We start from the raw sequence: 12,751 nt of genomic DNA, 5'->3' as shown, positions 1-12,751 counted from the left end.
CAGCTCATGCGGGAGAGTGGTCCGGGCGGGGCATAGCAACTCGGCTGGCCGCTGTCACCCTTTCCATAAATTTCAATAGGCCTGTCGGGACGAGCCGAACCCGCCCGTCCTTGGATCAAAGATTTCCATGAACCGAAAGCTGCGCTGAAGCGACCCACGCTCAGGCAGGGAACTATTGGCTGAACGACAATGAAAACGGCATCCAGACTTCTTCAGATCCTTGCGCTCAGCGCCTGCTTCACCGCGCAGGCCCACGGCGCCTTCTCGATGCCGGGCGTGCGGCAGGCGCTAAGGACAATGGCTGGTCCGAGCGGCCAGATCCTGCCGCCGATCAATGCTTCCCTCCAAATGACCGAGGGCGCTTGATGCTCAGGCCGCCAATCCACCGGCCTGCGTCTTCAAGAACGCCTCGCCGCAGGCTTTCGCCAGATTGCGCACACGCAGAATGTAGCTCTGGCGCTCGGTGACAGAGATCACGCCACGCGCGTCCAGCAAATTGAAGACATGGCTGGCCTTGATGCACTGGTCATAGGCCGGGAAGACCATCTTGTGCATCGGCAGATTGTCGTTCGAGGCCGGCGCGCCGGCCTCGAGCAGCGCCTTGCACTCGGCCTCGGCGTCCTCGAAATGCCTGAGCAGCATCGCCGTGTCGGCGTATTCGAAATTGTGGCGCGAATATTCCTGCTCGGCCTGCAGGAACACATCGCCATAGGTCACCTTGTCGGCGCCCTCGCGGCCGTTGAAGTTGAGGTCGTAGACATTGTCGACGCCCTGCACATACATGGCCAGGCGCTCCAGGCCGTAGGTGAGTTCCCCCGCCACCGGCGCGCATTCGATGCCGCAGACCTGCTGGAAATAGGTAAACTGCGACACCTCCATGCCGTCGCACCAGCATTCCCAGCCAAGCCCCCAGGCGCCCAAAGTCGGGCTTTCCCAATCGTCCTCGACGAAGCGTATGTCGTGCAGCAGAGGATCGACGCCGATCGCCGCAAGCGAGCCGAGGTAAAGCTCCTGCAGGTTCGGTGGATTGGGCTTCAGGATCACCTGGTACTGGTAATAGTGCTGCAGCCGGTTGGGATTCTCGCCATAGCGGCCGTCCTTGGGACGGCGCGAAGGCTGGACGTAGGCGGCGTTCCAGCCCCTGGGCCCTAGCGCGCGCAACGTCGTTGCCGGGTGAAAGGTGCCGGCGCCGACCTCCATGTCATAGGGCTGGAGGATGACGCAGCCATAAGCCGCCCAGTAATTGTGCAAAGTGAGGATCAGCCCCTGGAACGAGCGGCTGGGATGCATATGGGCTGGGATTTCAATCGTCACGGTGGCCTCGGCGACACAGGCTAGCTTGCGGCCACGTCCTAGAGACACGGCGGCGAAGCGTCAAGCAAGGCGCGCGCCCGCGACCTTTGCAGGACCGGCCGAAAGCTTTGCGAGCGGCTGGCCCATTGCCGGACGTGGCGACCTGCGCTCTCTTCGAAGCCCTGTATCACCCATGTCAACGACGACAGGCCAAGCCATGTCCAACCCCGTCACCATCCGCCCCGTCACGGACCAGGATTTCGACCGATGGCTGCCGCTGTGGGACGGCTACAACGCGTTCTATGGCCGTTCGGGCGAGACGGCGCTGGCAAGCGAGATCACCGCAATGACGTGGTCCCGCTTCTTCGACGCCTATGAGCCGGTGCATGCGCTGGTCGCGGAAAATGAAGGCGAGTTGCTTGGCCTCGTCCACTACCTGTTCCACCGCAGCACGACGGCAATCGCACCAAACTGCTATCTGCAGGATCTTTTCACCAGCGAAGCCTCGCGCGGCAAAGGCGTCGGCCGGGCGCTGATCGAAGGCGTCTACGAGCGCGCCCAGGAGGCCGGTTCCGGCCGAGTATACTGGCTGACGCATGAAACCAATCACACCGCGATGAAGCTTTATGACAAGGTCGGCGAACGCTCTGGCTTCGTCGTCTATCGAAAGATGTTCTGAGCGCGTTCTGAGCAGACGGACATCAAAACGAAAACGGGGCTCCGAGAGCCCCGTTCGGATTCCAAAAAGGCGTTTCACCCCTTCGGGGCGGGAACCGGCTCCGGCTTGACCTTCGGGGTTTCCTGCGCCGTGTTGGACTCGATCGGCGGCAGGCCCTTCATCAGCTTCTGTTGCAAGGAGGCAAGCACGTCGGGATCCGGCTTCAGGTCGCGGGCCTGGTTCCACTGGAAGGTGGCTTCCAGCTTGCGGCCGACGCGCCAGTAGGCATCGCCGAGATGGTCGTTCAGAACCGGATCTTCCGGCTTCAGCGAGACCGCGCGTTCCATCTCGCGCACCGCGTCATCGAACCGGCCGAGGCGGAAATAAGCCCAACCCAGGGAATCGACGATGTAGCCGTCGCTCGGCTTGAGATCGACGGCCTTCTGGATCATCTCCAGGCCTTCCTTCAGGTTGGTGTTCATGTCGACCCAGGAATAGCCGAGATAGTTCAGCACCTGCGGCTGGTCTGGCTGCAATTCCAGCGCCTTGCGGAAATTCGGCTCGGCCTTCGGCCATTCCTTCAGCCGCTCATAGGCGATGCCGCGCTGGTAGAAGATGTTCCAATTGGCGGCGGTCGGTGTCTTCAGCACCTCGACGGCCTTGTCGTAGAGATTGGCGGCGGAGCGGAAATCCTCCTTCGAGGAGTAGACACCGCCGAGCGCCAGATAGGCGCGCATGTCGTTTGGATGAGCTTCGACGAAGGCCTTCAGATGCGTGATCGCCTCGTCATGGCGGTCGAGATCGGCAAGGTTGAGGCCAAGCTGCAGGTCCGAAATCTCCTTCAGCGGCGAAGAGTCGGGGATGCGCCGATAGAGCGCGATGGCGCCCTCGCCGTTCTTCAGCTGTTCGGCCACGGCGGCGAGTTGCACGAGGGCAGCGTCGCTGTCGGGCTTCAGGGCCAAGGCATATTGCAAATAGAGGCGCACGAATGGCTCGCCGCCGCCACGGTTGAGCGCGGTGGCAAGATCGAGCAGGATTTCGGAAGCACCGTCGGACGGACCGGACACGAAGGGCGCGATCTTGTCGCCCTTGCTGATCCTGTCGCGCAAGGCGACGATTTCCAACTTGCCCGGCGAGAACGCCTCGGCCTGGTCGAGAACCGACATCGCCTTGGCCTTGTCGCCCTTACGGGCCAGGAACGAGGCATAGGCCTGCGCATTGCGCATCCAGGTTTCAGGCGCCGCACCGCCGGCGGTGGTGTCCTGCATCGTCGCGGCATAGATAGCCTCGGCCTTTTCAGGCATACCAGACGCATCGGCGATCAGGGCGCGGTGGAAGGATTTGAACAGGCCGAACCAGTCAGGCCCCTGCAACTTGTCGATCGAAGCCATCGCTTCGCTGGCCTGGCCGGCACCTTGCTCGGCCCAGCCGGACATGACGCCGGAGATCAGCCGGTCGAGATCGGATTCCAGCGACAGCTTGAGCCAGTACTGCGCCTTGGTGAAATCCTTCTTGTGGAAGGTGTCGACCGCCAGCGCCAGGCGCGAGAAGCGCTCGACATCGGGCACTTCCTTGAGCTTGTCGGCATAGACCAGCGATTCGTCGAAGCGGCCTTGAGCGATCAGCGACAGCATCAGGCTCTGCTGCAGGGCTGTGTCACCAGGATTGAAGGCCAGGGCTTGCTTGTAATAGGCGATGGCGCTGTCGAGGTCGTTGTCGCCCTCGGCGATCCTGGCAGCCAGATAGGCGCCCGAGAATGACGAGATCTTGACCGGTTCGGTGGATTGCTTGGCATAGGCCGGCAATGCCGAAATCGCCATGCCCGTCACAATTGCCAGCCTTGTCAGCCAGCGCGCACGTCCTTGCTGCATCATATCCCTTTCAGCCAGGCGCCATCTCCGCGTCAGCGGATCGACCCAGACTCGATCTTTCCAGGCAAAGCATGGCCTTTTTGGGGTCGCGCTTCAATCCGCCTGAAATTCACAATCGGGTCACCCGATTAACAAACCATGGCTAAATGGGACGGTTTTGCGCGTCAACAGGCCGCCGCAGCCGCGTATCGCGATAGCCGCCGCTTGCCACCGCGCCGCACAGCCCGATCCATTCGCAGCCGCCGCACGCCTTGCGCACGTGGCCGGTCGAAAACGCCTGCCGCAGCCTTGTCAGGATGGCGGCATCGAGATCGAGGCGGATGCCGTGCCGGATCGGCCGAGCCAGCAGCGCTTCCACGTCTTCCGCGGTCTGCCGGTCCCGTCCGGCCGCACTGTCACGCAGGCAGTGCGGTTCCGGCTCGCCAAGCAACGGAGCGCAGATGTCGTCTGGTCCGGAAACGAGGAGGATGTCCTCGCCCCGGCTCAAGCGCTCCGCGATCCCGTCATAATTGGCGGTAAAAGCGGGGCTGTACCCCTTGCCCACATAGGTGAGCAGGCAAAGGAGATGGTGGGCGCGCAGCCTGACCGTCACGGCTTGGGCAAGTTCATCTTGCCGTGCGGGAGCGCCATCAGCGTCGCGGCGCCAAGCGCCGATTTCAGCAACCCGCCGACGATGAACGGCACGAAGCCGAAGGTGATGGCCTTCTCGGCGCCGATCATGACGGCAAGCCAGGCTGTGCCGAGAGCCAGGCAGGCAAGATTGCCGAGCAGCATGGCGGCGAAGGCAGGCAAAACCCTGTTGCCGTTCCAGCCGCGCTCGGCCAACCAGCCGACCAGTGCGCCGGTGACAGGAAAGGCAAAGAGATAGCCACCCGTCGGGCCGACGAAATGCTGAATGCCGGCAGCGCCGCCGGCCAGGACTGGAAAGCCGACAGCACCTTCGACCAGCCATGCCGCGATCGTCACCGCGCCAAGCCGCCAGCCATAGAGTGCGCCAATCAGCGTCACGGCGAAGGTCTGCATGGTCACCGGAACTGGCACCATCGGAACCTCGATGTAGGAGGACAGCGCCAGCAACAGCGTGCCGAGCACGACGGCGCCGGCCCGCCAACCGAGCGATCGCTGCTGGAGACGCAGCGGGCTGAAGGACGGTCTGGCGGACGAGAATGCGAGGTTGGTCATAGGCTTCCCTTCGGTCGATCCGAAATTATAGATAATTTTTGCCTTCGATCTATTATCGAATCCACATTTCTGGAGCGATAGCAAGCCTAGGCTTGGGAAAAGATCGTTCAACCCACGATCGCGAAAGCTTCGCGCGTGGCGCCGGAGGCTGTCCTGACCGGCTTGCGGCCAATCCATTGGACATGCCGTCCCAATGTTGTCGCGGCCGATTCGGTGTTCCCCTGCCGCAAGGCGGTGAGGATCGCCCGGTGGTCCTGGTCGGTGCGCGTCTCCCACTCCGAGCGCCAGGCCGCGAACAGGAAGCGGGCGCTCGCCGCGTGCAGGTCGTCTATGGTGGCAAGCAGGCGGGGCATGCCACAGGGCGTCAGGATCAGCCGGTGAAAGGCGCGATTGGCCTCCTCCCACGACCTGACGTCATGGGATTTGTCGCCGGCTTTCGTCGCCTCCTCGGCCTGGTCGAGAATGGCCGAGGTCAGATGCGGCGCGGCTTGGCGCAGTGCCAGCACTTCGAGTGCGGCCCGCATTTCGGCGACCTCCTTGACCTCGCCCAGATCGAAGGCCGCGACACGCACGCCACGACGCGGCTCACTGACGGCGAGGCCCTGCGCCTCGAGTCGGCGAAAGGCCTCGCGCACGGGAACGTGGCTGGTGTTGAATTCCTCGGCGACATGATCCTGCCGCAACCTCGCCCCTGGCTCGATCGCGCCGGAGATGATGCGATCCGCCAAAACCTTGCCGATGCGGACCGCGATGGTGTCGTCAGTGCCCTTGGCCATGTTTTATAGATAATTTGCGACTGGGCTGCTTGTCGAGACGGCAGGGCGAATTCACAGGCGTCTTTTCACTGACGGCCCCGGTAGCAAGCCGTCAGGCGCTCAGTTCACGCGGCTGATGCAGAAGTCGATGACGTCGATCAGCGCCGATTTCTGCGGCGTCTCTTCCAGCGGCGCCAGCGCGTCGCGGGCGATCTCGCCGAAATGGCGAGCGCGCCCGATCGTGTCGGCAATGGCGCCGTGGCGGGTCATCAGGCCGATCGCCTTTTCCAGCCCGGCGTCGTCGGTGACATTGTCCTCGATGGCGCGCTTCCAGAAGGTGCGTTCGGCCTTGCTGCCGCGCCGGTAGGCGAGGATGACCGGCAAGGTCACCTTGCCCTCGCGGAAATCGTCGCCGACATTCTTGCCCAGATCCTTGCTGGTGCCGCCATAGTCCAGCGCATCATCGATCAGCTGGAAGGCAAGGCCGAGATTCATGCCGTAGGAACGCAGCGCCGCACGGTCGTTGCGGGTCGCCTGGGCGATGACCGGGCCAACCTCGGCGGCGGCCGAAAACAGCGCGGCGGTCTTGGCCTTGATGACGGCGAAATGCTCGTCCTCGGTGGTTTCGAGGTTCTTGGCGGCGGCCAGCTGCATGACCTCGCCCTCGGCGATAATCGAGGCTGCGCTGGACAGGATGTCGAGCGCTTCGAGCGAGCCGACATCGACCATCATGCGGAAGGCCTGGCCGAGCAGGAAGTCGCCGACCAGCACGCTGGCCTGGTTGCCCCAGATCATGCGGGCGGTCTTCTTGCCGCGCCGCATGCCGCTTTCATCGACCACGTCGTCATGCAGAAGCGTGGCCGTATGCATGAATTCGACCGAAGTGGCGAGCTTGACGTGGCCCTCGCCGGCATAGCCGAACATCTGCGCCGCGGCCAGCGTCAGCATTGGCCTGAGCCGCTTGCCGCCGGACGAGATCAGGTGATTGGCGACCTCGGGGATCATCTCGACGTCGGAGCCGGCCTTGGACAGGATCAGCTCGTTGACACGTCCCATATCGGCAGCAGTCAGATCGATGAGATCCTTGATGGAGGCGGGCTCCCGCTTCCCGTTTTCGATGTTGAGAACGACACCCACGACAATCACTCCCGTCTTGGTATAACGCGTGCGACGGCACCCTTAGTCCCGACAAGACTCTAGGGCCGCTGGCACGGCCACGGCAAGTGGCGAATTGGCGCGGCGGCGGCGACAGCGTGTCAACGCCGGGAAATGCGGGAATGCGGCCGCACGTTTACATGCACGCCGCAACCTGCGAGTTTCTTGCGATGATAGAGCTCATCCGCACCAACGACGCCGTCATCATCTCCTTTGTCGAATCGCTGATGCGCGATGCCGGGATCGGCTGCTTCGTCGCCGACCAGAACATGAGCGTGCTCGACGGCTCGCTTGGTATCCTGCCGCGACGCGTCATGGTCGATGCCGACCAGGCCGACGCCGCGCGCCGCATCCTGACCGATGCCGGCATCGCCAACGAGATCCGGGGGAAATAATGTCGGCCGCGCCAGCCGCCCTTGTCCCGGATACGCCGGCCCACACGGTCGACGCGTTCCACCGCGGCCGGTTCTGGCTCGTGCAGCCCAAGCATGGCGGCCATCGCGCCGGGATGGATGCAATGATGCTGGCCGCATCCGTACCGTCCTCGTTTGGCGGACGGCTCGCCGATTTCGGGGCCGGCGCCGGTGCTGCCGGTCTTGCGGTGCTGTCGCGCTGTCCGGGTGCCCAGGCTGTGCTGGTCGAACGCGCGCCTGAGATGGCGGCCTTCGCGGCAGCCACGCTTGCCCATCCGGGCAACGCGCACCTCAGCGATCGCGCTGCCGTGCTCGTCGCCGATGTCACCGTGTCGGGCCGCGCCCGGGCCGCCACCGGCCTTGCCGACAATGATTTCGACTTCGTCATCATGAACCCGCCTTTCAACGCCGCCCGGGACCGCGCCACACCCGAGCCGCTAAGAAAGGAAGCGCACGTCATGGAGGACGGGCTGTTCGAAAGCTGGATCCGCAGTGCGGCGGCGGTTGTCAGGCCGCGCGGCGGGCTTGCCGTCATCGCCCGGCCCGAACAGCTCGGCGCCATTCTCGACGCGATTTCAGGCCGCTTCGGCGAAGCCGAGATGCTCGCCGTGCACCCTCGCCCGGACGCGGCCGCAATCCGCATTATCGTGCGGGCAGCACTTGGGGCACGAGGAAAGCTCGCCATCCGTCCGCCCCTGATGCTTCACGCGCGATCGGGCAACGGCCCCGACGAGCGCAGCGAAATGATCACCAACGGGCTCGCCTCGCTGTTCGGAGACTGAGCTGTTGGCGGCCTACACATTGCCGTTGGCCGGGAAATCCCTACATGCCTGCAACCATCGCCGGAGACCACGCCATCGTGAAACGTCTTTTCAACCGCCTGCTGCCGAAGTCCTGGCGCTCCTCCGTCGTCACCGTTCCGGTCATCCGACTGCACGGCACCATCATGGCCGGCGGAGGCCAGTTCCGGCCGAGCCTGTCGCTTGCTTCCACCGCCGGACTGATCGAAAAGGCGTTTTCCTTCGAGGCGCCGGCGGTCGCGATCTCGATCAATTCGCCGGGCGGCTCGCCGGTGCAGTCGCGGCTGATCTTCAAGCGCATCCGCGACCTTGCGATCGAGAAGAATAAAAAGGTCCTGGTCTTCGTCGAGGATGTCGCGGCGTCCGGCGGCTACATGATCGCGGTCGCCGGCGATGAGATCTTCGCCGATCCGTCGTCCATCGTCGGATCGATCGGCGTGGTGTCGGCCTCGTTCGGTTTCCCGGAACTGATGAAGAAGATCGGCATCGAGCGCCGTGTCCACACCGCCGGCCAGAACAAGGCGGTGCTCGATCCGTTCAAGCCCGAGAAGAAGGAAGACGTCGAGCGGCTCAAGGTGCTGCAGCTCGAAGTGCACGAGACCTTCATCGATCTGGTCAAGGAGCGCCGCGGTACGAAGCTGGCGGACGATCCGGACCTGTTCACCGGGCTGTTCTGGACCGGCAAGCGAGGCCTGGAGCTCGGCCTCGTCGATGCGCTGGGCGACATGCGCACGGTGCTGAAGACCCGCTTCGGGCCGAAGACCCAGCTCAGGCTGGTGGCGGCGCCGCGCGGTTTGTTCGGCCGCTTTGGCCTGTTCGGCTCGAGCAAGGGCTTTTCGGCGCCCGATATCGCGGCGGCTGCCGCCAGCGGCGTCATCAATGCGGCGGAAGAGCGCGCATCGTGGGCGCGCTTCGGGCTTTGAAAAAGCCATGAAAGCGTCTAGCATGGTTGCCCGAAAGACCCGACCGGCCGGTCTTACCGGCCCAGCGTGGTAGGAGTTTGACATGCCGCAGCTCATTTTTTTCGCCGTCGTCGGCGTCGCCGCCTATTTCGGTTACCGCACCTTCGTGCGCGAGGCTGAACGCGTGACGGCCAAGGTGCGGCGCACCGAAAAACAGGCGGCCAACGGCGCGATGGGAACGCTGGTCAAGGATCCGCAGACCGGCGAATACCGGCTGGCCAAGGACTGACCCTCATTTCACTCGCAATCGAGACTGCGGAATCGGGTCAGCGTGTCCGGACATGGGCCGCACCCGCCAAGATAAACCTAGCTTTGCACGTCACCGGCAGGCGCGCCGACGGCTATCATCTCATCGAAAGCCTGGCTGTGTTCACGCGCTTTGGCGACAGGATCGAGATCGCGCCGGCCGACGCCGATGAGTTCAGCGTGTCCGGCCGCTATGCGGCGGACGTACCGCTCGATGGCGGCAATCTTGTGCTGAAGGGCCGCGACGCCCTGCGGCAGGCCGCCGGCGTTCGGAGCACGCCGCCGGTAAGCATCAGGCTCGAAAAGAACCTTCCGGTCGCATCCGGCGTGGGCGGAGGGTCGAGCGACGCGGCGGCCGTGCTGCGCGGGCTGACCGAGAGCTGGGGGCTGGAGCTCGATAGCGCCGAACTGGCGCGGATCGGTCTTTCGCTTGGCGCCGATGTGCCGATGTGCCTGGCGGCAAAGCCGCTGGTCGCGCGCGGCATCGGTGAGGAACTGTCGATGGTGCCGGATTTTTCAGCACTGGGTCTCGTGCTGGTCAACCCGGGCGTGCCGGTCTCGACGACGGAAATCTTCGCCGCACTCTCCCGTCGCGATAATGAGCCGCTGCCGCCGCTGCCGCGCAGCATCGATTTTCACAGCCTGCGCAACTGGCTGGAAATCACCCGCAACGATCTTGAGCGGCCAGCCCTTGCGATGCAGCCCGCCATAGGCAGGGCGCTTTCATGGCTTGATAAGGCCGGATCGGGCTTTTCACGAATGTCCGGATCGGGCGCGACGTGCTTCGGCCTGTTCGAGACCGGCAATGTCGCCAAGCGCGCGGCGGCCGAGATCCGCGACCGCCAGCCCGACTGGTTCGTCGCGGCAACGCGCAGCATGGCGTCGGAGGCTGGGCGAGATGGCCAGAATTGACGAGAGCCGTGCCTTCATTCCGGTGCGCATCGCGGTGCTGACTGTTTCCGACACACGCAGCCTGGCCGACGACAAATCTGGCCAGACACTGGCCGATCGCATTACCAAGGCCGGCCACATCCTGGCCGCCCGCGATATCGTCACCGACGACCGCGAAAAAATCCGCGACGCCGTTCTGGCGTGGTCGCGGGACAAGGCCATCGACGTCGTGATCACCACCGGCGGTACCGGTTTTACCGGACGCGATGTGACGCCCGAGGCGCTGGAGCCGATCTTCGAAAAGCGCATGGACGGATTTTCGGAAGTGTTCCACCGCATTTCCTATGACAAGATCGGCACCTCGACTATCCAGAGCCGGGCGACCGGCGGTGTCGTCAACGCCACCTTCGTCTTCGTGCTGCCGGGATCGCCCGGCGCCTGCAAGGACGCCTGGGACGGCATCCTCGAGCCACAGCTCGATTACCGGCACATGCCCTGTAACTTCGTCGAGATCATGCCGCGCCTGGACGAACATCTGCGGCGCGGCAAATCGGCGTCGTAAGCAACGCCACGCAGAGCCGTTGCAAAAATCACCCCCCAGAGCGGTGCTGCTGCTTCGGCTGCGCTGGCCAGATTTCGGCGTCGAGCCGTCTGGTCGCCAGCCCGCGCGCTAAGGCCTCGGCGCTGCCGGCATTCTTGGACAGCGATGCCGCCTGTCGCTTGCTGATCACCAGTCCGTCGGCGAGCGCGCGGTTTGCCGAAAAGACCCGGGCCAGGAACGGTGGACGGCTGCCCCGCGCCCGCGAGAACCGGGCCGCTATTGTCTGCCTGGCCGTATGGGCGACGACGGCGTCGATCCAGCCCTCCACCAGCCTCGCACCCGGTTCGAGAAACAGCAGCCAGTCACCCTTGGCCTGGCGGATGCCGGCGGCGATGCCCCCGCTCCCCACATAGTGGCAGCCGGCATGCTCGGCGACGCGATGGGTCTGGTCACTGGAGCCCGTGTCGCAGACGACAACCTCACGCACCACGCCCTCGACCGCGCCGCCAATCAGCGTCGCCAGCGTACGGGCGAGCCCCTCCTCGTCATTGTGCGTTTCAATCAGAACACTGAGCATGATTAGCCGAATAGCGGAAAGCGTTGGTCGGCGCCAGTTTTTGCAGCGCACCATAGAAAGTTCTTGATTTGTTCTCATCGATAAAATAGGAATAATTTCATGAACAGAGCGATTCGACACAACATGGACAGTCCATGGGAGCGGGCGAAGATGGAACCGATCATGCGAGCCGACATTGCAGCCTTCGGAGCAGGACGAGCCGAAATGGCCAATGCAATGATCGAGCAGAGCGGCATGCGGGTCCGTCCGGACCGCAACCGCGGCCGGTCGGCAGGCATCAATCCGTCCGGCCGGTTCGAACCTGTCAGCCGGCATGTCTTCGACGACGGCTGGAGTTCGCTGGAGGAACTTCCTCCCTTCAAGACCGAGGTGCAGGTGGAAAAGCCGCGCACCATCATCACCCGCAACGAATCGCCCGACATCTCCTTCGACCGGTCGATCAATCCCTATCGCGGCTGCGAACACGGTTGCGTCTATTGCTTCGCGCGGCCGACACACTCGTTCATGGGCCTGTCGCCGGGCCTGGACTTCGAATCCAAGCTGTTCGCTAAGCCCGACGCGGCACGCCTGCTCGACAAGGAATTGTCAAAGGATGGCTACCAGCCGCGCACCATCGCCATCGGCACCAACACCGATCCCTACCAGCCGATCGAGAAGCAGTACCGGATCATGCGCGAAATCCTCGAAGTGCTGGAGGCGCGCGGCCACCCGGTCGGCATCGTCACCAAGTCAGCCCTGGTCGTGCGCGACATCGACATTCTGTCGCGCATGGCGGAGCGGGGCTTGGCCAAGGTGGCGCTGTCGGTGACGACGCTTGACCGCATGCTGGCCAGGACGATGGAACCTCGGGCATCGACGCCGACCAAGCGGCTGGAGGCGATCAGGCAGCTTTCGGATGCCGGTATCCCCGCTTCGGTGATGGTGGCGCCGATCATTCCGGGCCTGACCGACCAGGAGATGGAACGCATCCTCGACTCGGCGCACCATGCCGGGGCGCGCGAAGCCGGCTATGTGGTGCTGCGCCTGCCGCTGGAGGTCAGCCCGATCTTCAAGGACTGGCTGCTGCGCCACTATCCCGACCGCTATCGCCACGTCATGTCGCTGGTCCGTTCGATGCGCGACGGCAAGGACTACGATTCGGAATGGGGCAAGCGCATGAAGGGCGCCGGACCCTATGCCTGGCAGATCGGCCGGCGCTTCGAAATCACCGCAAAGCGGCTCGGCCTTAATGCCGAGCGGCGTACGCTGCGGACCGACCAGTTCGTCGCTGCCGGCAAGGACCAGGAGCAGTTGATGCTGCTCTGAACCGAAAATCGCCTCGGCTGTTCATTGCCGCCGTGGCAAAGAAATCCCGTCCGGCCTGCCCCGGCCTGCAGACGGTGCCCTCCCGGTCCGGCGCCCCACCCG

General features: G+C 64.1%; 16 protein-coding genes. 9 read left to right on the top strand and 7 right to left on the bottom strand.

Features of this window, described 5'->3' with window-relative positions; all coding sequences use genetic code 11:
• The first annotated feature begins 189 nt into the window (after nucleotides 1–189).
• Entirely contained in the window at nucleotides 190–366 is a 177-nt protein-coding gene (locus tag FJ543_RS31585) for a hypothetical protein (RefSeq protein ID WP_181174086.1), read from the top strand.
• Between the two features lie 3 nt (nucleotides 367–369).
• On the opposite strand, the gene FJ543_RS25830 is transcribed toward FJ543_RS31585, so the two are convergent.
• A complete protein-coding gene (locus FJ543_RS25830) occupies nucleotides 370–1,314 on the bottom strand; it encodes a glycine--tRNA ligase subunit alpha (RefSeq protein ID WP_140617319.1) in 945 nt (314 codons plus the stop codon).
• A 196-nt stretch (nucleotides 1,315–1,510) separates the two neighbouring features.
• On the opposite strand from FJ543_RS25830, the gene FJ543_RS25825 reads away from it, so the two are divergent.
• Nucleotides 1,511–1,972, top strand: coding sequence for a GNAT family N-acetyltransferase (locus tag FJ543_RS25825; RefSeq protein ID WP_140878103.1), 462 nt, complete (start codon nucleotides 1,511–1,513; stop codon nucleotides 1,970–1,972).
• Between the two features lie 74 nt (nucleotides 1,973–2,046).
• Here the strand turns inward: FJ543_RS25825 and FJ543_RS25820 are convergent, their stop codons facing one another.
• From FJ543_RS25820 to FJ543_RS25800, 5 genes are all read right to left on the bottom strand, one after another.
• The gene (locus FJ543_RS25820; protein ID WP_140724901.1) at nucleotides 2,047–3,822 is read right to left on the bottom strand and encodes a tetratricopeptide repeat protein; all 1,776 of its coding nucleotides are present in this window, start codon (nucleotides 3,820–3,822) and stop codon (nucleotides 2,047–2,049) included.
• Nucleotides 3,823–3,964: 142 nt separating this feature from the next.
• Entirely contained in the window at nucleotides 3,965–4,414 is a 450-nt protein-coding gene (locus tag FJ543_RS25815; RefSeq protein ID WP_140878102.1) for a DUF1284 domain-containing protein, read from the bottom strand.
• The gene (locus FJ543_RS25810; RefSeq protein ID WP_140878100.1) at nucleotides 4,411–5,004 is read right to left on the bottom strand and encodes a biotin transporter BioY; all 594 of its coding nucleotides are present in this window, start codon (nucleotides 5,002–5,004) and stop codon (nucleotides 4,411–4,413) included. Before FJ543_RS25810 ends, FJ543_RS25815 begins: the two co-directional genes overlap by 4 nt.
• Before the next feature lie 107 nt (nucleotides 5,005–5,111).
• Nucleotides 5,112–5,780 carry a GntR family transcriptional regulator gene (locus tag FJ543_RS25805; RefSeq protein ID WP_015318843.1) on the bottom strand — a complete coding sequence of 223 codons (669 nt, stop codon included), beginning with the start codon at nucleotides 5,778–5,780 and terminating at the stop codon, nucleotides 5,112–5,114.
• Between the two features lie 99 nt (nucleotides 5,781–5,879).
• Complete coding sequence (locus tag FJ543_RS25800) at nucleotides 5,880–6,896, bottom strand: polyprenyl synthetase family protein (protein WP_015318844.1); 1,017 nt, start codon at nucleotides 6,894–6,896, stop codon at nucleotides 5,880–5,882.
• 188 nt (nucleotides 6,897–7,084) lie between these two features.
• Here FJ543_RS25800 and FJ543_RS25795 point away from each other — a divergent pair, with 188 nt between their 5' ends.
• The 6 genes from FJ543_RS25795 to moaB all read left to right on the top strand — a co-directional run bounded on the left by FJ543_RS25795 (nucleotide 7,085) and on the right by moaB (nucleotide 10,788).
• Nucleotides 7,085–7,309 (top strand): DUF2007 domain-containing protein, encoded by a 225-nt coding sequence (locus tag FJ543_RS25795; protein ID WP_015318845.1) that lies wholly within the window; start codon nucleotides 7,085–7,087, stop codon nucleotides 7,307–7,309.
• A complete protein-coding gene (locus FJ543_RS25790; RefSeq protein ID WP_015318846.1) occupies nucleotides 7,309–8,109 on the top strand; it encodes a methyltransferase in 801 nt (266 codons plus the stop codon). Before FJ543_RS25795 ends, FJ543_RS25790 begins: the two co-directional genes overlap by 1 nt.
• 77 nt (nucleotides 8,110–8,186) lie before the next feature.
• Entirely contained in the window at nucleotides 8,187–9,050 is an 864-nt protein-coding gene (locus FJ543_RS25785) for a S49 family peptidase (protein WP_140823537.1), read from the top strand.
• Nucleotides 9,051–9,132: 82 nt separating this feature from the next.
• Nucleotides 9,133–9,318 (top strand): membrane protein, encoded by a 186-nt coding sequence (locus tag FJ543_RS25780; RefSeq protein ID WP_015318848.1) that lies wholly within the window; start codon nucleotides 9,133–9,135, stop codon nucleotides 9,316–9,318.
• A gap of 17 nt (nucleotides 9,319–9,335) precedes the next feature.
• Entirely contained in the window at nucleotides 9,336–10,247 is a 912-nt protein-coding gene (locus FJ543_RS25775) for a 4-(cytidine 5'-diphospho)-2-C-methyl-D-erythritol kinase (protein ID WP_041163508.1), read from the top strand.
• Nucleotides 10,234–10,788, top strand: coding sequence for a molybdenum cofactor biosynthesis protein B (gene moaB, locus FJ543_RS25770; RefSeq protein ID WP_015318850.1), 555 nt, complete (start codon nucleotides 10,234–10,236; stop codon nucleotides 10,786–10,788). The genes FJ543_RS25775 and moaB overlap by 14 nt, the downstream gene beginning before the upstream one ends.
• 28 nt (nucleotides 10,789–10,816) lie before the next feature.
• On the opposite strand, the gene FJ543_RS25765 is transcribed toward moaB, so the two are convergent.
• The gene (locus FJ543_RS25765; protein ID WP_015318851.1) at nucleotides 10,817–11,344 is read right to left on the bottom strand and encodes a glycosyltransferase; all 528 of its coding nucleotides are present in this window, start codon (nucleotides 11,342–11,344) and stop codon (nucleotides 10,817–10,819) included.
• A gap of 150 nt (nucleotides 11,345–11,494) precedes the next feature.
• Between FJ543_RS25765 and FJ543_RS25760 the strand changes: the two genes are divergently transcribed.
• Nucleotides 11,495–12,649 carry a PA0069 family radical SAM protein gene (locus tag FJ543_RS25760; protein ID WP_041163509.1) on the top strand — a complete coding sequence of 385 codons (1,155 nt, stop codon included), beginning with the start codon at nucleotides 11,495–11,497 and terminating at the stop codon, nucleotides 12,647–12,649.
• Nucleotides 12,650–12,751: the final 102 nt, after the last annotated feature.

Origin of the sequence: Mesorhizobium sp. B2-5-7 (genome assembly GCF_006440875.1) — a bacterium.
Classification (GTDB): Bacteria; Pseudomonadota; Alphaproteobacteria; order Rhizobiales; family Rhizobiaceae; genus Mesorhizobium; species Mesorhizobium australicum.
Note: the sequence above shows the minus strand (reverse complement) of the source record. Positions and strands in the feature narration are given on the sequence as shown.